This window comes from Thalassolituus pacificus (assembly GCF_025318105.1).
Classification (GTDB): Bacteria; Pseudomonadota; Gammaproteobacteria; order Pseudomonadales; family Oceanobacteraceae; genus Venatoribacter; species Venatoribacter pacificus.
In genome coordinates, this window is the sequence record NZ_JAOANI010000015.1 from 293561 (window position 1) to 310209 (window position 16649).

General features: G+C 56.4%; 19 protein-coding genes. 10 read left to right on the plus strand and 9 right to left on the minus strand.

Features of this window, described 5'->3' with window-relative positions; genetic code table 11:
• Positions 1 to 122: 122 nt before the first annotated feature.
• From ftsX to ftsY, 3 genes are all read right to left on the minus strand, one after another.
• Positions 123 to 1103, minus strand: a complete 981-nt coding sequence (gene ftsX, locus NYR02_RS08455) for a permease-like cell division protein FtsX (RefSeq protein WP_260975935.1) — start codon at positions 1101 to 1103, stop codon at positions 123 to 125.
• Positions 1096 to 1782 carry a cell division ATP-binding protein FtsE gene (gene ftsE, locus NYR02_RS08460; protein WP_260976275.1) on the minus strand — a complete coding sequence of 229 codons (687 nt, stop codon included), beginning with the start codon at positions 1780 to 1782 and terminating at the stop codon, positions 1096 to 1098. The genes ftsX and ftsE overlap by 8 nt, the downstream gene beginning before the upstream one ends.
• A gap of 316 nt (positions 1783 to 2098) precedes the next feature.
• On the minus strand, positions 2099 to 3367 hold the full coding sequence (gene ftsY, locus NYR02_RS08465) for a signal recognition particle-docking protein FtsY (protein WP_260975936.1): 1269 nt from the start codon (positions 3365 to 3367) through the stop codon (positions 2099 to 2101).
• 255 nt (positions 3368 to 3622) lie between these two features.
• On the opposite strand from ftsY, the gene NYR02_RS08470 reads away from it, so the two are divergent.
• The 3 genes from NYR02_RS08470 (at position 3623) to NYR02_RS08480 (ending at position 5972) form a co-directional block, all read left to right on the plus strand.
• Positions 3623 to 4441: a hypothetical protein gene (locus tag NYR02_RS08470; protein WP_260975937.1), complete on the plus strand. Its 819-nt coding sequence runs from the start codon at positions 3623 to 3625 to the stop codon at positions 4439 to 4441.
• A gap of 7 nt (positions 4442 to 4448) precedes the next feature.
• On the plus strand, positions 4449 to 5003 hold the full coding sequence (rsmD, locus tag NYR02_RS08475) for a 16S rRNA (guanine(966)-N(2))-methyltransferase RsmD (protein WP_260975938.1): 555 nt from the start codon (positions 4449 to 4451) through the stop codon (positions 5001 to 5003).
• A 165-nt stretch (positions 5004 to 5168) separates the two neighbouring features.
• On the plus strand, positions 5169 to 5972 hold the full coding sequence (locus tag NYR02_RS08480) for a hypothetical protein (protein ID WP_260975939.1): 804 nt from the start codon (positions 5169 to 5171) through the stop codon (positions 5970 to 5972).
• Between the two features lie 94 nt (positions 5973 to 6066).
• Here NYR02_RS08480 and NYR02_RS08485 read toward each other — a convergent pair whose 3' ends face one another.
• A complete protein-coding gene (locus NYR02_RS08485; RefSeq protein ID WP_260975940.1) occupies positions 6067 to 6765 on the minus strand; it encodes a TetR/AcrR family transcriptional regulator in 699 nt (232 codons plus the stop codon).
• Between the two features lie 210 nt (positions 6766 to 6975).
• Between NYR02_RS08485 and NYR02_RS08490 the strand changes: the two genes are divergently transcribed.
• From NYR02_RS08490 to NYR02_RS08500, 3 genes are read left to right on the plus strand one after another with little or no spacing between them, the layout of a single operon-like run.
• Positions 6976 to 8418 carry a coniferyl aldehyde dehydrogenase gene (locus NYR02_RS08490; RefSeq protein WP_260975941.1) on the plus strand — a complete coding sequence of 481 codons (1443 nt, stop codon included), beginning with the start codon at positions 6976 to 6978 and terminating at the stop codon, positions 8416 to 8418.
• An 11-nt stretch (positions 8419 to 8429) separates the two neighbouring features.
• Entirely contained in the window at positions 8430 to 8963 is a 534-nt protein-coding gene (locus tag NYR02_RS08495) for a twin-arginine translocation signal domain-containing protein (RefSeq protein ID WP_260975942.1), read from the plus strand.
• Positions 8964 to 8992: 29 nt separating this feature from the next.
• On the plus strand, positions 8993 to 10627 hold the full coding sequence (locus NYR02_RS08500; protein WP_260975943.1) for a GMC family oxidoreductase: 1635 nt from the start codon (positions 8993 to 8995) through the stop codon (positions 10625 to 10627).
• A 25-nt stretch (positions 10628 to 10652) separates the two neighbouring features.
• Here the strand turns inward: NYR02_RS08500 and NYR02_RS08505 are convergent, their stop codons facing one another.
• Positions 10653 to 10781, minus strand: coding sequence for a hypothetical protein (locus NYR02_RS08505; RefSeq protein ID WP_260975944.1), 129 nt, complete (start codon positions 10779 to 10781; stop codon positions 10653 to 10655).
• Between the two features lie 2 nt (positions 10782 to 10783).
• Between NYR02_RS08505 and coaD the strand changes: the two genes are divergently transcribed.
• The 4 genes from coaD (at position 10784) to elyC (ending at position 14158) form a co-directional block, all read left to right on the plus strand.
• Entirely contained in the window at positions 10784 to 11260 is a 477-nt protein-coding gene (coaD, locus tag NYR02_RS08510) for a pantetheine-phosphate adenylyltransferase (RefSeq protein ID WP_145467599.1), read from the plus strand.
• A gap of 23 nt (positions 11261 to 11283) precedes the next feature.
• On the plus strand, positions 11284 to 11541 hold the full coding sequence (locus tag NYR02_RS08515) for a YfhL family 4Fe-4S dicluster ferredoxin (RefSeq protein ID WP_145467597.1): 258 nt from the start codon (positions 11284 to 11286) through the stop codon (positions 11539 to 11541).
• A gap of 96 nt (positions 11542 to 11637) precedes the next feature.
• Positions 11638 to 13401: a gamma-glutamyltransferase gene (ggt, locus tag NYR02_RS08520; protein WP_260975945.1), complete on the plus strand. Its 1764-nt coding sequence runs from the start codon at positions 11638 to 11640 to the stop codon at positions 13399 to 13401.
• Between the two features lie 19 nt (positions 13402 to 13420).
• Positions 13421 to 14158, plus strand: a complete 738-nt coding sequence (elyC, locus tag NYR02_RS08525; protein ID WP_260975946.1) for an envelope biogenesis factor ElyC — start codon at positions 13421 to 13423, stop codon at positions 14156 to 14158.
• A gap of 67 nt (positions 14159 to 14225) precedes the next feature.
• On the opposite strand, the gene NYR02_RS08530 is transcribed toward elyC, so the two are convergent.
• From NYR02_RS08530 to rpmB, 4 genes are all read right to left on the minus strand, one after another.
• The gene (locus NYR02_RS08530) at positions 14226 to 15053 is read right to left on the minus strand and encodes an outer membrane beta-barrel protein (RefSeq protein WP_260975947.1); all 828 of its coding nucleotides are present in this window, start codon (positions 15051 to 15053) and stop codon (positions 14226 to 14228) included.
• Positions 15054 to 15145: 92 nt separating this feature from the next.
• Positions 15146 to 15955 (minus strand): bifunctional DNA-formamidopyrimidine glycosylase/DNA-(apurinic or apyrimidinic site) lyase, encoded by an 810-nt coding sequence (gene mutM, locus NYR02_RS08535; protein WP_260975948.1) that lies wholly within the window; start codon positions 15953 to 15955, stop codon positions 15146 to 15148.
• A gap of 148 nt (positions 15956 to 16103) precedes the next feature.
• Complete coding sequence (gene rpmG, locus NYR02_RS08540; protein ID WP_145467589.1) at positions 16104 to 16262, minus strand: 50S ribosomal protein L33; 159 nt, start codon at positions 16260 to 16262, stop codon at positions 16104 to 16106.
• Positions 16263 to 16273: 11 nt separating this feature from the next.
• A complete protein-coding gene (rpmB, locus tag NYR02_RS08545; RefSeq protein ID WP_260975949.1) occupies positions 16274 to 16510 on the minus strand; it encodes a 50S ribosomal protein L28 in 237 nt (78 codons plus the stop codon).
• Positions 16511 to 16649: the final 139 nt, after the last annotated feature.

The following is a 16649-nucleotide window of genomic DNA, read 5'->3' on the forward strand; positions in this document are numbered from 1 at the left end:
TGTGAGGTGCTTTTTGCAGCCTCTGCGAAGTATCTTGGCGACTGAGTTTAGCACTTGCAAAGTCTGACAGCCAATACGCCATTGAGTTCCTTTACGGAACAATACATTCAATTACAACCCGATCAGGGTTCAATATGATCCAAATGCCGACTGACCGACCACCAGGCCCCTAACCAGCCTAACAGCATAGCCGCCAACAGCAGCACCATCGCCGCGGCGGCAGACAGCGGCTTCAGTTCAAAGCCTGAGCCATACAGTTCCGCCAGATCCGCCACCGGGCCGTTCAGCAGCGCCCAGCATAAAATCAGCAGCAACCAGGCCAGTAAACCACCCACCATGCCGTACCATAAACCGGTATACAGAAACGGCCGTCGAACATAAGCGTTGGTACCGCCGACCAGTTTTACCACGCGGATCTCATCCACCCGGGCGGCAATCGCCAGGCGGATGGTGTTGCCGACCACCAGCAGAATGGCCAGCGCCAATAACACGCCAAGCACGCCAATCAGGCGTTCCGCCAATGCCAGCATCGCCTGCAGCCGTTCCACCCAGGCCATATCCAGCTGCACACTATCGACCAGCTGATAGGATTTTAGTTGCTCAATCAGACGCAATAATGCGGCTTGTTCGATGCCCAGCGGTGGCTCGACCAGGATCACAGCCGGCAGCGGATTTTCTGGCAGAAAATCCAGCGCGGCCTGCAAACCACTGTTGTCGCGGAAATCATTCAGCGCAGTATCGGCATCAATAAATTCGGTATTGGCCACACTGTCGAGGGCGGCAATGCGGTCGCTGAGCTGCTGGCCCTGCTCCTCGGTCGCTTTCGGGGTGAGATACAACGTGATGCGGCCCGACGCCTGAAAGCGGCCACTGAGCTGCTCCATATTATCCAGCGCCATCCACAATGCGCCGGGCATGGTCAGGGCGATGGCGATCACCATCCAGGTCAGCAGACTGCTGAGGGGTTTGCTCAGCAATCGCATCAGCGTCTCGACCGCCACCAGCTGATGGTTAGCTGCCCAGGCATTCAGCCGTTTGCGTACGCCAATTTCCTGTAACGACGCTCCGGCCTGAGTTTTAACCGTATGCTTCGGCTCAGCCATAAATACCTCCGGCTGCCGGTACCTGGCCATCGTGCAGATGGCCATGATCCAGGATCAGACGACGATGACCCATACGTTCAATCAGGGCGATATCGTGACTGGCGATCAGCACAGTTACCCCCACCTGCTGGAAGCGCAGAAACAGGTTCATAATCTCGGCCGACAATTCTGGGTCAAGGTTACCGGTTGGCTCATCCGCCAGCAGCAGGGCGGGTTTATTCACCACCGCACGGGCGATACCGACCCGCTGTTGCTCACCGCCGGACAGCTCAATCGGATTGCGTTTTTCCATACCCAGTAAGCCAACCGAGTCGAGAGCAGCGCGCACGCGCCGTCCGGCTTCGGCCGGGGTATAGCCGGCAATCTGCAGAGGGAGGGCGACGTTGTCGTAGACGCTGCGGTCGAACAGCAGTTGGTGGTTCTGGAACACCACGCCGACTTTGCGGCGCAGATAAGGAATCTGACCCGGACGCAGGCGGCCAAGATTCTGACCATCGACAAACACCTGACCACGGGAAGGCCGCTCCATCAGCATCATCAGCTTCAGCAACGTACTTTTGCCGGCACCACTGTGCCCGGTAAGAAAGGCAAACTCGCCACGGGCCAACTCGAAGTTAATGCCGCTGAGCGCTTCTTTGCCTCCGGGGTAACGTTTACCGACCCGGTCAAACTGCACCATGGTCATATCCGGCTCCTGTTTTTATGTTAGGGCCTGTTGACACTAATTAAACAGGCCTGTTATCGGATAAAAATTCCTCAGACAAGGCGCTGAGAGTGTGGCCTAACGGGTTAAGCGAGCGAACAGCAACGCAGGATTAGGGATTTTTAGCCATACCCCTTCGGGCTGAGGCCAGTTTTCCCCATCGACTTCGTCGTTCGTCATTCATTTAGCCCGCTAATATCACTCCTCTCTCCTTGTTCTGAGAAAAACTGGCTCTCAGCAGGCCGATTCACTTAGTGTCAACAGGCCCTAATGCTGGACCTGTTCGCGGCCATCAGCCGTTGTCGTTCTGCTCACGCTGAAACAATGCACGGGTGAACTCTTCGGCATTAAACGGACGCAAATCATCGATACCTTCGCCCACACCGATATAACGCACCGGCAGACCAAAATGACGCGCCAGGGCAAAGATAATACCGCCTTTGGCCGTGCCATCCAGCTTGGTCAGCGTCAGACCGGTAACACCGACCGACTGCTGGAACTGACGCGCCTGATTGATCGCGTTCTGACCGGTACCGGCATCCAGCACCAGCATCACTTCGTGCGGGGCGCTGTCATCGAGTTTTTTCATCACCCGTACGACTTTTTCCAGTTCCTGCATCAGGTTGTCTTTGGTGTGCAGACGACCGGCGGTATCGGCGATAAGAACATCGACTTTACGGGCTTTGGCCGCTTCCAGCGCATCGTACAGCACGGAGGCTGAATCAGCGCCGGTATGCTGGGCAATCACCGGCACATTATTGCGCTCACCCCAGACCTGCAACTGCTCGACAGCGGCGGCACGGAAGGTATCACCCGCCGCCAACATGACGCTCTTACCATCATTCTGGAATTGTTTGGCCAGCTTGCCGATGGTGGTGGTTTTACCCACGCCATTGATGCCAACCATCAGAATCACATAGGGCTTCTTGCTGCTGTCGATCACCAGCGGAGCCTGCACACCGCCCAGCGTATCCTGCAGCTCGCCGATTAAGGCGTTATAGAGCGCATCGGAGTCTTTCAGTTCTTTACGGCTGACACGTGTGGTCAGGCGACTCATGATGTCCTGGGTCGCTTCCACACCGACGTCGGCCATAATCAGCTGGGTTTCCAGCTCTTCCAGCAGATCGTCATCAATTTCTTTTTTGCCCAACAGCAGATTCGCCAGGCCGTCGCTCAGACCACTGCGGGTTTTGCTCAGGCCCTGACGGATACGGCTGAAGAAGCCTGGCTTTTTCGTACCCTGATTATCCAGCGGCTTGTCCTGGGTCTGGGCCTGAACAGGTGCGGCCGACAGGTTCTGCTCTGCCAGTGGAACGACGTCTTCTGCGACGGGCTGTTCAGGTTCTGGCTCTGATTCGGGCTCAGCGATGACGTCAGCCTCAGCAACGGCTTCAACGTCAACGACAGCCTCCGCAGTAACAGCGTCTGCGTTAACCGCTCCGTCTTCAACAACGGCTTCGCCACTGTCAGGCAGGGTTTGTTCTGGGGATTCGGATTCCGCCGCCGAGGTTTCTTTGGCAGCGTCAGGGGTGTTTTTTTTGCGCTTAAAAAAATCAAACATCGGGGTACTCAGACATCAGGGACAATAATGGATGTTCGTCAGGCGCCGGTGTTGCAGAATGCTGCGGGGGTTTGCGAAACGGTGCAATCGGGCCAAAGCCCATCGCTTTATTTCCGCACCCGGCGTCAGGGCGCTATCCTACCATCATTCCGCCGGATGTTATCGTTGGCGGATAAATTTCACCACGCATTCAGGGCATGTTGGCACGCCGTCATGCGTCCCGGATTACCCCGTCGAAACAGAGATGACCGTCCTATGCTGCACGGATTCAGCCGTACCACTCTCAGCGTTCTGATTATTGTCTGCCTGCTGCTGATCAGCTGGATCCATCTGGGATTCAAAGATGAAGAAGAGCAACCGCTGCCCGCTCTGACACAACCATTACTGGCTGACGCTGGCTGGCGTTACTGGCAGAGCCTGGAAGGCATCGCGGTGTATCTGCGTAGGGCGGGGGATATCAATGGCGGTCATCTGGCGCTGCGCAGCGCGAGCGCTTTATACACACTGAAACTGCCTGCAACTGACTGGCCCGACCACCTGAAACAACAATTGCCCGGCAGCCTGAAAGGAAGCCAGGCTGTGCTGCTGATTGCCGGTCCATGGGATGAACTCAGCCAGAAAACCATGGCCGCCTATGTTATTCGTACCCTGAACCTGCAGCCGTTGGAACCTGCTGGCGGGCCACTGCCGACCTGTATCGCAGAACATCTGGTGGGCGCATTGTGGCTGACTCAGGCGTTGCTACCTGCGTCAGCGCTACAACCGGCACATGCCTGGGCCGCTCTTTATAGTCTGCCAGACAGCCTCGCCCTGCTCACTCGCCCCGACGCAACCGGCCCAACCCGCAGCGCCTGGGCCGAATGGCGGCTTGAACAGACCCGGATACTGCGCCAGAACTGGCAAAATGACCTCAGTCAGATCGACATTCAGGCCGATCTTGCCTACTATCGCCCGCCGGAAGACCTCTACCGCCAGCTGTACCATCAGCTCGGCCAGAGCCAGAAAACCGCTCCCGCTGAACTGCTGCAGTGTTTGTCAGCCGCTCAGCCGCAGCGAGAACCCAGCCAGCACTGAAGAACTCATGAGTAAAATCCAATCCCAGCAACTTCGTATTATTGGTGGTCAGTGGCGCTCCCGCCGCCTGCGCTTCCCGGCCGTCGACGGCCTGCGTCCGACCATGGACCGGGTGCGTGAAACCGTCTTCAACTGGCTGCAACATGACATTGCCGGTGCCCGTGCGCTGGATGCCTTCGCCGGTTCCGGCGCGCTGGGCTTTGAAGCCCTGTCCCGGGGGGCAAAAGAAGTAGTCTTCCTGGAAAAGCACCCCACCGCTGCACTGCAGCTGCGTGAAAATCTGGAAATTCTGCAGGCGGCCAATGCTCAGGTCTGGGCCGGTGATGCGCTGCTGTGGCTGCAACAGAATCCGGAGCCTTTTGATCTGGTGTTTCTCGATCCGCCGTTCGGCAAAGACCTGCTGCAGCCTGCCATCGACGCCCTGCGCCTGCTGCCCGGTGCGCTGGTGTACGTCGAGCATGAAGTGCGCCTGCAACCGTTATTTCCTGCTGACTGGCAAGAGATTAAGCACAAAGAAACCAAAGAGTTCTGTTTCCGCCTGTTTGAAATTGTGGCGGATTAAGGCGCCTGATTTTTATTGTTTTTTGATTGAGTTATCAAAAGCGCTAAGGAATTCGCCCGCCAGCGATGTTAAAGTAGCGCCGCCTTCTGTAACAGAAGGCTGAATTCCGCTGACTCAACGCATCTGTTTGGCGCATCCATTCAGCTCATCAATAAGGACATATCCATGCTGAAAACTCTCTCTGTTATCACGCTCTTCCTGCTGGCCACGTTTCGCGCTCAGGCGGTTGAAGTGGTTGATTACCCGGTTTATCTGGGCGGCGCTCAGTCACTGAAAGCCATCATCCTGCCACTGAAAAACGAAGAGAAAGCACTGATACAGGTATCCGGCGTTAACCATGCCGTCGACCGTGTCGTGTTCCTGGCCGAAATGCAGAACCGTGGTCAGGGTGGTGTTGCCTACCGTATTGCCTACGATGGCCAAATGAAAACCCTGATCCTGAAAGGCGTTAACTGGGGCAATGAATACTTTCAGGTATTCCTGCCAGACAATGGCCGTGACGGCCTGAATGTCGGCACCATTGAGCAGGGTGAAACCGACCCGACACGCGAAGGGATTGTGCAACGCTATACCCAGCAGACCACCGAAGGCATCCAGAAAAAGCTGGCGTTGTTTAACCGTGATAAGCACGTTAAAAACGTCGAAGCCATGCTCAGCGAAAAAGACAGTGAAGCCAGCAAAGCCTGCGGCGGCACGGTTAAAACCGCGATTGACTGGGCCAGCGTGAATGATGACCTGCTGAAAGGCATCAGCATTGGCGCATACTGCGGACAGGTTGCCGGCGAAATGGCACGCATCTGTGGACGCTATTCAGAATTCAAAGCCGATCTGGCCGCGCTGCAGGGCGTGCAGTGTCAGTTCAGCGACAAGCTTAAACTGCGCCGCAAGGGCAACAACCTGACCTTTATGACCGAAAAAGACGCACCGAATCAGTCTGATTTCATCAACGCCTACCTGCGTAATTTCTGAAGCAAGCTGACACCAGCGTCTGCCCTTTGATAACGGCCGGAATCGATAACGAATCCGGCCGTTATCGTTTATCCCTGCTGTTTGCCCCTGCGGCTTATCCCCTTTGCTCCTTTTCTGCGCTTTCTTCTGCGCTTTCTTCCGTTTCCAGCCACTGCGGGCGCGGCACAAACTGCTGTTGCAGCTGATTCATCGCCTCGCGGTACTCGTCGGTCAGATACGGCCGCTCCAGCGTGAAGACCTGATAAATGCCGCCACGTAACAGTTCCGGCGAAATGGCGTCAACATCGGCGCTCAACAGGTTGCAGCGCAGGAAAGAGAACCAGGACGTCACCACAATCCAGGTGTTCAGCGCCAGGCTGGCGATATCGTCTTCACTGATGCGGATAATACCGGCAGCATTCAGGCCGCGGAAAATCTGCTGCACCTGATTCAGACACAGACGGAAAAACGCACGGTAGCGGGCATGCAATTCGGCATCGGCCAGCAGCAGATGCTCCATATCGCGGTGCATAAAGCGGTAATCCCACAGACCGGTAAAAATGTCCTGCAGATAACGCAGTTTATCCAGTGGTTGCAGGGCACGCTCTTCCGGCACCTGCAGAATATCCAGCACCCGGCTTTCATAGCGCTCAAACAGGGCAAAAATAATCGCCTGCTTATTCTTGAAGTGGTAATACAGATTGCCCGGCGAAATCGCCAGGTGTGCCGCAATGTGATTGGTGGTGACCTTACGCTCGCCCTGCTCATTAAAGAGCTGCAGGCTGGCGTCGAGAATTCGTTCTTTAGTACTCATGCCGTTTCCGCTGTCGCTGCCCGTATTGCTGATAAAACGCCGGGCGTCATGTTGTCAGGCGCAGGCTCACACACATTGGCCGCAAATGCCATGCGCAGAAGGTTGATCTTCGCCATCATTCTTTTACAGTGTTGACCTTTTAGAGTAATGACTCTAATAATACCAACCGACGAAAGCAAACCAATAATAACTATCCCGCAGGAGCCCAGTATGGTCGCAACGGTTACCAGTCTCCATTCTCCCAATGAGGAGCTTGAGCGCATGCACAGCCTGTTCAAACAACAGCAACAGGCTTTCCGTAACAACCCGATGCCGTCTGCCGACGAGCGCATTGCCGATCTGAAGCGCCTGAAGGCTGCCATTCTGAAGTATCAGGATGAACTGGCTGCTGCGGTGAACCAGGATTTCAGCTGCCGTTCAACCGACGAAACCATGATCGCCGAGATCATGACCAGCGTTGAAGGCATCAACTACGCCTGTAAACGTCTGCGCGGCTGGATGAAACCGTCCAAACGCCACGTCAGCATGCTGTTTGCGCCGTCACACAACCATGTGATGTACCAGCCGCTGGGCGTAGTCGGCATTATGGTGCCATGGAACTACCCGATTCAGCTGGCACTGCTGCCGCTGATGACCGCCCTGGCCGCCGGTAACCGCGCCATGATCAAAATGTCAGAGTTCACCCCCGTCACCAACAAGGTGCTGAAAAAACTGCTGACCGAAGTCTTTAACGAACATCAGGTCGCGATGATCGAAGGCGAAGTCGAAGTCTCTTCTGCTTTTGCCGAAATTCCCTGGGATCACCTGGTGTTCACCGGCTCTACCGCCGTGGGCCGCATCGTCATGTCCGCCGCCGCGAAAAATCTGACGCCGGTAACGCTGGAGCTGGGCGGTAAGTCACCGGCTATTATCGCGCCGGGCGCCAGCATGAAAGACGCCGTTGAACGTATCTGTTTCGGTAAGTCGCTGAATGCCGGTCAGACCTGTATCGCGCCGGATTACGTACTGCTGCCCGCCGGTAAAGAGCAGGAGTTTATCGACACCTATCAGGCGACGTTTGCGCGCATGTATCCAACCATCCGTGACAACAACGATTACACCGCCGTGGTGAACGAGCGTCAGCACCAGCGCCTGCAGGCCTGGGTTGCCGATGCCAAAGAAAAAGGCGCGAAAATCACCGTGGTCAATCCGGCTAACGAAGACTTTGCCGGCACCCGCAAGATGCCACTGCACATTGTCGAAAACGGCACTGCAGAAATGAAAGTGCTGCAGGAAGAACTGTTCGGCCCGGTGATGCCGGTGGTGCCATACCGTTCGCTGGACGATGCCATCGACTACGTTAACGACCGCGACCGCCCGCTGGCGCTGTATTTCTTCAGCTATGACAAAGCACAGCAGAAGAAAGTGCTGGAACGCACCCACGCCGGTGGCGTCACCATCAACGATACGCTGATGCACATCGCGCAGGATGATATGCCATTCGGTGGCGTTGGCCCGTCCGGTATGGGCCATTACCACGGTAAAGAAGGCTTTGTTTCCCTGTCGAAAGCCAAAGCGGTACACCGCAAAGGCCGCTTTAACAGCGGGCAGTTTATTTATCCACCTTACGGCGGCGCGATTCAGGGCCTGATCCGCAAGCTGTTTATCCGCTGAGGAGGCGTTTTATGTTTAACACCTCCCGTCGCGGATTTTTACAACTCAGTGCCAGCTCCGCTGCTGCACTGACTGTCGGTGCTTCGCTGGCCAGCCTGAGCGGCTGCAGCAAAGTACCGGTGGCCAATGGCTATAAACAGCTGCGTGCCGGTGATATCGAATTTCTCAGCGCACTGGCACCGGTGATTCTGAACAAAAGCTATCCGGGCACCCTGGCCGATGCCGCACCTGAGCGGCTGACCAAAGCCCTCGATACACTGATCGGCACCCTGCAGGAATACTCCAGAGGCCAGCTGATGCAGCTGTTTGATGTGATGCAGGTTGCTCCTATCCGCTCCGTCATGGGCGCACAATGGGGCAGCTGGAGCGATGCCAGCGCGGAGCAGATTGAAGGCTTTTTACAGGACTGGAAAACCAGCAGTCTCCAGCTCAAACGCATGGGTTACGGCTCACTGTGTAAGCTGCTGACCATGTGCTGGTACTCGCAACCGGAAACCTTTGTCTCCACGGGTTATCCCGGCGCGCCGAAGAAAATCCCGGCCTGAGCGACAACAGAATAAAAAGAGAACTGACAATGCAGAACAATAATCAACGCCAGCCCGATATCCCGGTGGTTGCCGGTATTTCCGACCCCATTCTCGACGGTATCGCCAACGGCTGGAACGTGCGCGAATCGACCGAAGTGGCCGATGGCAGCGTCGTCGAAGCCGATGTCATCATTATCGGTACCGGTGCCGGTGGCGGTACGACCGCCGAAATTCTGGCCAAAGCCGGTCTGAAAGTGCTGATGCTGGAAGAAGGTCCGCTGAAAAGCACCAACGATTTCCGTATGGACGAACGTGAAGCCTACCGCGACCTGTATCAGGAAAGCGCCGGCCGCATGAGCAAAGACGGCGCCATGTCGATCCTGCAGGGTCGGTGTGTCGGCGGTACTACGGTAATCAACTGGACCTCCAGCTTCCGTACGCCGGAGCCAACGCTGAACTACTGGAGCGAAGAGTTTGGTGTCGAAGGCTTCAGCAGCGCCGACATGGCTCCCTGGTTCGAAACAATGGAGCAGCGCCTGAACGTCGCTCCGTGGCAGGTTCAGCCGAACGAAAACAACTCGGTGCTGGCCCGTGGCGCAACCAAGCTGGGCGTAGACTGGCATGTGATTCCGCGTAACGTGTCCGGCTGCTGGAACCTCGGTTACTGCGGTACCGGCTGCCCGACCAACGCCAAACAATCGATGCTGGTCACCACCATTCCGGCCGCGCTGGATAACCATTCAGAACTGGTTTACAGCGCCCGCGCCGAACGTCTGATTATGGAAGGCCGTAAGGTGCTGGGGGTGGAAGTCACCGCACTCGCCCGTGATTATCAGCCCAGTGGTAAAAGTTTCGTCGCCAAAGCGCCGCACGTGATCATGGCCTGTGGTGCTATTAATGGCCCGGCACTGCTGCTGCGCTCCAAAGCACCGGACCCGCATAAGCGCATCGGCAAGCGGACTTTCTTCCATCCGACGACCTTCTGCTTCGCCGAATTCGAACAGGTGATCGACCCTTACTACGGCGCACCACAGTCGATTTACTCCGACCACTTTCAGTGGCTCGAAGTCAGCGGCAAAGTAGGTTACAAGCTGGAAGTGCCCCCCCTGCAACCCGGCCTGACCTCGGTACTGCTGTTGGGTCACGGTGCTCAGCACTTTGACGACATCAGCAAATTGCCGAACCTGCACGCCATGATTGCCCTGCTGCGTGATGGTTTCCACCCGGACAGCGAAGGCGGCAGCATTGAACTGGCTGACGATGGCACGCCCATCATCGACTACGAAATCAACGACTACCTGTGGGATGGGGTCATCCGCTCCTGGCTGACCATGGCTGAAATTCAGTTTGCTGCCGGGGCCAAAGCGGTACGTGCCTCCCATGTTGACTCTCCGTGGTTTCACAGCTGGGAAGAAGCCAAAGCTGGTATCAGCCAGCTGGAGTTCCGCTCCAATGCCTTTACCGCAGGCTCCGCTCACTGCATGGGTGGCCTGACCATGGGTGAAGATCAGAGCCGTTGTCTGGTCGACAGTCATGGTAAGTACCATTACCTCGATAACCTCTATGTGTTTGACGGTTCGGCCTTCCCCACCAGCATCGGCGCTAACCCGCAGCTGTCGATCTATGGCATGGCCTGCAAGCAAGCCAACAAACTGCTGGAAACCATCAAAGCCAGCGCCTGACGTCCAGCCTGTCATTTGCCGTGGATCATTTGATCCACGGCAAACTCCCCCGCGTTATTTCTCCCTGCCAGCCGCGCAACACCAGTGCTTTATTGTTTGCCGTGCGGCTTTTGTTTACTATGCGGCGCATTTCCAGCGCACGCAGAAGGCTCATTTATGAATATTGCTGTCTACCCTGGCACGTTCGATCCCATCACCAACGGTCATACCGATCTGGTCGAACGGGCAGCGCGTATGTTCGATCACATCATTCTTGCCGTTGCCGATAACCCGAAGAAAAAGCCGATGCTGGACCTTGAAACCCGTGTCGACCTGGCGCGCAGCGTACTCGGCCATCTGGCTAACGTTGAAGTGGTTGGTTTCAGCAACCTGCTGGCTGATTTCGTTAAAGAAAAAAACGCCAACATCATTCTGCGCGGCCTGCGGGCGGTGTCTGACTTCGAATACGAATTTCAGCTCGCCAATATGAACCGTGTACTGGCACCGAATGTGGAAAGCCTGTTCCTGACCCCGGCTGAGCACTTCTCTTACATTTCATCTACGCTGGTCAGAGAAATCGCCTCACTGGGCGGAGATGTCAGCAATTTTGTTAATCCTCAGGTAGCCAAGGCCCTGAAGAAATGTGTGAACTAACCCGCCCCTGACGGAGGTAAGTCATGGCTCTGATTATCACTGACGAATGCATCAACTGTGATGTATGCGAACCAGAATGTCCGAACGAAGCGATTTCTGCCGGCGAAGAAATTTACGAAATTGACCCGTCCAAGTGCACCGAATGTGTGGGTCACTACGACGAGCCACAGTGCCAGTTAGTCTGCCCGGTGGATTGCATTCCACAGGACGAAAACCGTATGGAAACCCAGGAAGAACTGGAAGCCAAATACGAAAAACTGACCGGCAAGAAAATCGCCTGACCCGTGCGGAATCAGGCGCGGAGCCAGCACCACTGACGGTTGCACCGCTGACTGACCTCCCACACACTAAGGCCTCCCACAAGGAGGCCTTTTTTTATGCGCCCGCTCGCCCTGAAGACACTGCTGACGTCCCTGCTGTTTGCCCTGCTGCCTGCCCTGCTACTCAGCGGCTGCAGCACCCCACAGAACACTGCCGGTGCCGAACACAGCAAGCAGATCACTGCTGGCAGCAGCCAGAATACCGCTCCCGGCCAGGCCGCTATTGCCAGTGCCCACCCGCTGGCCACTGCCGCCGGTATGGCGGTACTGGAGCAGGGCGGCAACGCCTTTGATGCCGCCATTGCCGTGGCCGCCAGCCTGGGCGTCGTGGAGCCCTACAGCGCCGGTATCGGAGGTGGCGGCTTCTGGCTGCTGTACGACGCCCGTGCCGCGCAGTACCGCTTTATCGACGCCCGTGAGACCGCTCCTGCCGCCGCCCACCGCGATTACTATCTGAATGCCGACGGCAGCGTAAACCGCGATAAAGCAGTCAACGGTGCGACCGCAGCAGCCATTCCCGGCCAGGCCGCCGCCTTTGCCTATATCAGCGAACACTATGGCGAGCTGTCCTTAAAGAAAACGCTGCGTGCAGCCATCCAACAGGCCCGCGACGGCTTCGCAGTGGATGAGCACTACCGCATGCTGATGGGCTACCGCCTGCAGGCGGTGCGCCGCTATGAGGAAAGTGCCCGCCTGTTTCTCGATGACAACGACATTCCGGCCGCAGACTTTGAACTGCAGCAACCCGAACTGGCACAGACACTGGAAGCGCTGGCCAATGATGGCTTCGATGGTTTTTATAAAGGCCCGGTTGCGCAGCGTCTGCTTTCAGCAGTGAACAGCAACGGCGGCGAGTGGACAGCCGCAGACCTGGCCAATTACCGCGTGGTCGAACGCGAGCCCGTACACGTGCGTTACGGCGCACTGGAAGTGATCAGCGCACCGCCGCCATCCTCCGGTGGTATCGCCATTGTGCAGATGCTGAATATGCTCAGTCATTTCAGCTGGCAGACCATGACGCCGGTCGATCAGACCCACCTGTTAACCGAAGTGATGCGCCGCGCCTACCGTGACCGCGCCGAGTTTCTTGGCGACCCGGATTTTGTCGACGTACCGGTATCCGAGCTGTTATCCGAAGCACGGGCGCAACACTGGGCCGAAAGTATCGATCCGGTGCAGGCTACGCCAAGCCTTGATCTGGCCGGGCCAAAAAACCTGCACGAAGGCTTCCACACCACCCATCTGTCGGTGCTGGATAAAGACGGCAATATGGTCTCGGCCACGCTGAGTATTAACCTGCCCTTCGGCTCCGCCTTTACCGCCGCCGGTACCGGGATTGTGCTGAATAACGAGATGGATGACTTCTCCGCCAAACCGAGCGCACCCAACGCCTATGGTCTGACCGGCAACGAAGCCAATGCCATCGCCGCCGGTAAGCGACCGCTGTCGAGCATGACTCCGACCATTATCAACAGTCCGCAGCAAACCGCGATTATCGGCACCCCCGGCGGCAGCCGTATTATCAGCATGGTGCTGCTGGGCACGCTGGAACATCTGCAGGGCAAGCCGGTGAGCGACTGGGTCCGCCGCCCGCGTTTTCATCATCAGTATCTGCCGGATGTCCTGCAACACGAACCCGGTGCTTTCAGCCCGCAGCAGGAGGTTGCCCTGACCCGTATGGGACACCGCCTGCAGACCGCAGGACGCCAGTACGGCAATATGCAGGCGATCCTCTGGGATAAGCGCAAACAGCAGGTAACGGCCGCCTCCGACCCGCGTGGTATCGGCAGCGCTGTCGTGAATCCGGAACATAAGCCATGAAGAAGGTTGCTCAGGCACAATGATCGCGTTCACCCTGAAGAAAATCATCGGCATGTTGCTGATGCCCATTTCCCTGACGCTGATGGCGCTGCTGGCGGGGCTGTTACTGCTTAAGCACCGTCCGGCGCTGGGCAAAGGGCTGATCAGCGTCGCCGCGTTGTGGCTTGCCCTGACCAGCTGGCATCCTTTTGCAGATCGCTGGCTGGCACCGTTTGAAGATAACTTCCCTGCCTTCGATCTCAAGCAACCGGTCAGCATTGTCGTGGTACTGGGCGGATGCCATGCCAGCGATGAGAGCATGCCACCGGCCGCGCAGCTGTGTTCCAGCTCATTGTTCCGTCTGATTGAAGGGTTGCGCATTCTGGCTGCTAATCCGCAGGCGCAGCTGTTTGTCTCCGGTTATGCCGGCAACGACAGCCGCCCTCACGCTGAGGTTATGCGTGACATCGCACTGAGCATGGGGGTCGCTGCAGAACGCATCCACACATTCCCGCAAGCCAGAGATACCGAAGAAGAAGCACAGCTGATGACGCCCCTGCTGATCGGGCAGAGCTTTGCACTGGTCAGCGAAGCCTCGCACCTGCCGCGGGCGCTGGTGTTTTTTCAGCGTCAGGGACTGCAGCCAATACCTGCGCCAGCGGTACGTCTGAGTACCGATAACAGCGATTGGCGGATTGAAGCGCGGGCTGCGCTGAAAAGCGAACGTGCCATGTACGAAGGCATTGGCCAGCTCTGGCAGTGGCTGAAAGGCGCCTGACCGGCACAAAAAGCAGAAACAAAAACGCCGGGCAGTGCCCGGCGTTTTTTTGATCACAACCTGATGATCAGAACAGGTAGCTGACGTTCAGATCCAGCGTATCGATATCGGCATCATAACCGTCGTCGTTATTTTCCATCGAGTAACTGGTGTAATCCAGACCTACACGCAGCTTGTCACCCAAGCCTGTGTCCAGACCTACACCCCAGAGGAAATCGTTGCCTGATGTGTCGCCCTTCGAGCCGGTGTTCAGCTTACGCTCGGCCGACCAGTGATGGGCACCCAATTTGAACATCAGATCCACATTACCGAAGACTTCACGGCCAAAGCGGCTGACGATCTGATAAGAGGTTGCCGAATCTTTGAATGTACCGGTCGACGCTTTGATTTCTGTTTCCGCCAGACGCTTAGCCCCCAGCATCACATCAAAGCGGCTCTTATCGGTCAGTTCAAAATGAGTACCCAGATACAAGCCATAAGTGGCACCGTTACCGGTTTCGCCATCGGTATCCAGCTGCGCAGCACCACCGCTGAGCATAACGAAGTGACGGATACGTTTGCCGTCACCTTCGTTCAGGGAGCCCACTTCGTTTTCAATCTTGCCACAACCCAGACAGCGCACGAAGGCCGCCTGTAAAGGGGTAACCACCAGCGTTTCCGCTGCCTGATCAGCATTGCCGCCGAGCAGGGTAAACGGCAGGGTGGCGCCGTAGATCAATGCACCGGCCTGGGATAAGACGAAATACAACGGACGGGCAATCACTGCATCTGCCACCATGGCACCAGCGCTTGGGCTTTCTTCAATCCGTTCAGCGCTGGCAAGAGAACTCATGCCCAGCAATGCGGTGGCCACAGCAATATTTACCGAAGTCCGTAAGGTCGCCATCAGTTGCATTGTTCTTCCTCTTTTGATGCAGATGCGAATAGGCCTGACTATATCAGCACCTGCACGCCTCGTCACGACTGGAGGCAGGGGCTTTAAGCGCTTCAGCGCTGGCAACCCGGGCAATAAACGGTCGCCCGCTGCCCCTGACGGATTTCTTTCAGCACACTGCTGCACACCTTACATTGTTCACCGCCACGGCCGTAAACAAAAAGCTGCTGGGCAAAGTAACCCGGTTTGCCATCACCACCGACAAAATCACGCAGAGTCGTGCCGCCCTGTTCAATCGCCCGCGCCAGCACCTGTTTGATTTCACTGACCAGACGCTCATAGCGCGCCAGACTGATTTTTCCAGCCGCCGTCGCCGGACGAATACCGGCCAGAAACAGGCTCTCATTGGCGTAAATATTGCCGACCCCGACCACGACCTTGCCATCCATCACAAAGGTTTTGATCGCCTGACTTTTGCCACGGGAACGGCGGAACAGATACTCAGCGGTAAAGTCATCCGACAGCGGTTCCGGCCCAAGATGAGTCAGGTGATCGCTGTCCGCACCCGGCTCAACCCATAGCAAAGCACCGAAACGGCGCGGGTCGTGGTAACGCAGCACTTTGCCGTTACTCAGAAGCCAGTCGATATGATCGTGTTTACCGGCCGGCGCAGAGGGCTCGACCAGACGCAACGAGCCGGACATTCCCAGGTGCCAGATCGCAGTACCGATATCGGTCTCCACCAGAATGTACTTCGCCCGACGACTCAGTCGACGCACGGTCTGGCCTTGCAGAAGTTTTAATTCATCCACCACCGGCCAGCGCAACTGCGGCTGGCGCACCACCACACGCTCAATACGCTGATTCAGCAGCCAGGGTTCAATACCGCGCTTGGTGGTTTCAACTTCAGGTAGTTCAGGCATAAGGATGTCAGGCGTCAGAAGAAAACCGGGATTATGCCAGAAGAGAGAAAGAAGAGGCGAAGCAAGCACAACCCGCAGGGTGCGCCGCCATGGATGGCAGCCATAAAAAAACCCGGCACAGGCCGGGTTCTTTTCAAGCAAAAGAAGCTTACTTAATTTTGGCTTCTTTATACATAACATGCTGACGGATCACAGGATCAAATTTTTTGATCTCCATTTTCTCTGGCATGGTGCGCTTGTTTTTATCTGTGGTGTAGAAGTGACCGGTACCGGCACTTGACACTAAACGGATCTTATCGCGTGGCATAACAGGTCTCCTTAGACTTTTTCACCGCGTGCGCGCAGTTCTGCCAGTACAACATCGATGCCTTTCTTATCGATGATGCGCATACCCTTGGTAGAAATACGCAGACGCACAAAACGGTTTTCGCTTTCTACCCAGAAACGGTGCTGTTGCAGGTTAGGCAGAAAACGGCGCTTGGTTTTAATGTTTGAGTGGGAAACGTTATTCCCGGTTACAGGACCTTTACCTGTAACTTGGCAAACCTTAGACATTGATCTCGCCCCGATTTTTAACTGTATCGAACAAATTGGAAATTCGTTACCAACCGTGGGCATTCGTCATCAAAATCTTGACTCGTGACGGCCCTGGCTGAAAAGAGTTGCGCTTTATACCAAAACGCCCTGACCGCCG

Coding starts and splice junctions, on each gene's coding strand:
- NYR02_RS08490 (WP_260975941.1), top strand. CDS start 6,976: ATGGTCGCAACGGTTACCAGTCTCCATTCTCCCAATGAGGAGCTTGAG.
- NYR02_RS08505 (WP_260975944.1), bottom strand. CDS start 10,781: ATGAGCCTTCTGCGTGCGCTGGAAATGCGCCGCATAGTAAACAAAAGC.
- NYR02_RS08495 (WP_260975942.1), top strand. CDS start 8,430: ATGTTTAACACCTCCCGTCGCGGATTTTTACAACTCAGTGCCAGCTCC.
- ftsY (WP_260975936.1), bottom strand. CDS start 3,367: ATGTTTGATTTTTTTAAGCGCAAAAAAAACACCCCTGACGCTGCCAAA.
- ggt (WP_260975945.1), top strand. CDS start 11,638: ATGCGCCCGCTCGCCCTGAAGACACTGCTGACGTCCCTGCTGTTTGCC.
- mutM (WP_260975948.1), bottom strand. CDS start 15,955: ATGCCTGAACTACCTGAAGTTGAAACCACCAAGCGCGGTATTGAACCC.
- NYR02_RS08500 (WP_260975943.1), top strand. CDS start 8,993: ATGCAGAACAATAATCAACGCCAGCCCGATATCCCGGTGGTTGCCGGT.
- NYR02_RS08480 (WP_260975939.1), top strand. CDS start 5,169: ATGCTGAAAACTCTCTCTGTTATCACGCTCTTCCTGCTGGCCACGTTT.
- rsmD (WP_260975938.1), top strand. CDS start 4,449: ATGAGTAAAATCCAATCCCAGCAACTTCGTATTATTGGTGGTCAGTGG.
- rpmG (WP_145467589.1), bottom strand. CDS start 16,262: ATGCCACGCGATAAGATCCGTTTAGTGTCAAGTGCCGGTACCGGTCAC.
- coaD (WP_145467599.1), top strand. CDS start 10,784: ATGAATATTGCTGTCTACCCTGGCACGTTCGATCCCATCACCAACGGT.
- NYR02_RS08530 (WP_260975947.1), bottom strand. CDS start 15,053: ATGCAACTGATGGCGACCTTACGGACTTCGGTAAATATTGCTGTGGCC.
- NYR02_RS08470 (WP_260975937.1), top strand. CDS start 3,623: ATGCTGCACGGATTCAGCCGTACCACTCTCAGCGTTCTGATTATTGTC.
- NYR02_RS08515 (WP_145467597.1), top strand. CDS start 11,284: ATGGCTCTGATTATCACTGACGAATGCATCAACTGTGATGTATGCGAA.
- ftsX (WP_260975935.1), bottom strand. CDS start 1,103: ATGGCTGAGCCGAAGCATACGGTTAAAACTCAGGCCGGAGCGTCGTTA.
- ftsE (WP_260976275.1), bottom strand. CDS start 1,782: ATGGTGCAGTTTGACCGGGTCGGTAAACGTTACCCCGGAGGCAAAGAA.
- elyC (WP_260975946.1), top strand. CDS start 13,421: ATGATCGCGTTCACCCTGAAGAAAATCATCGGCATGTTGCTGATGCCC.
- rpmB (WP_260975949.1), bottom strand. CDS start 16,510: ATGTCTAAGGTTTGCCAAGTTACAGGTAAAGGTCCTGTAACCGGGAAT.
- NYR02_RS08485 (WP_260975940.1), bottom strand. CDS start 6,765: ATGAGTACTAAAGAACGAATTCTCGACGCCAGCCTGCAGCTCTTTAAT.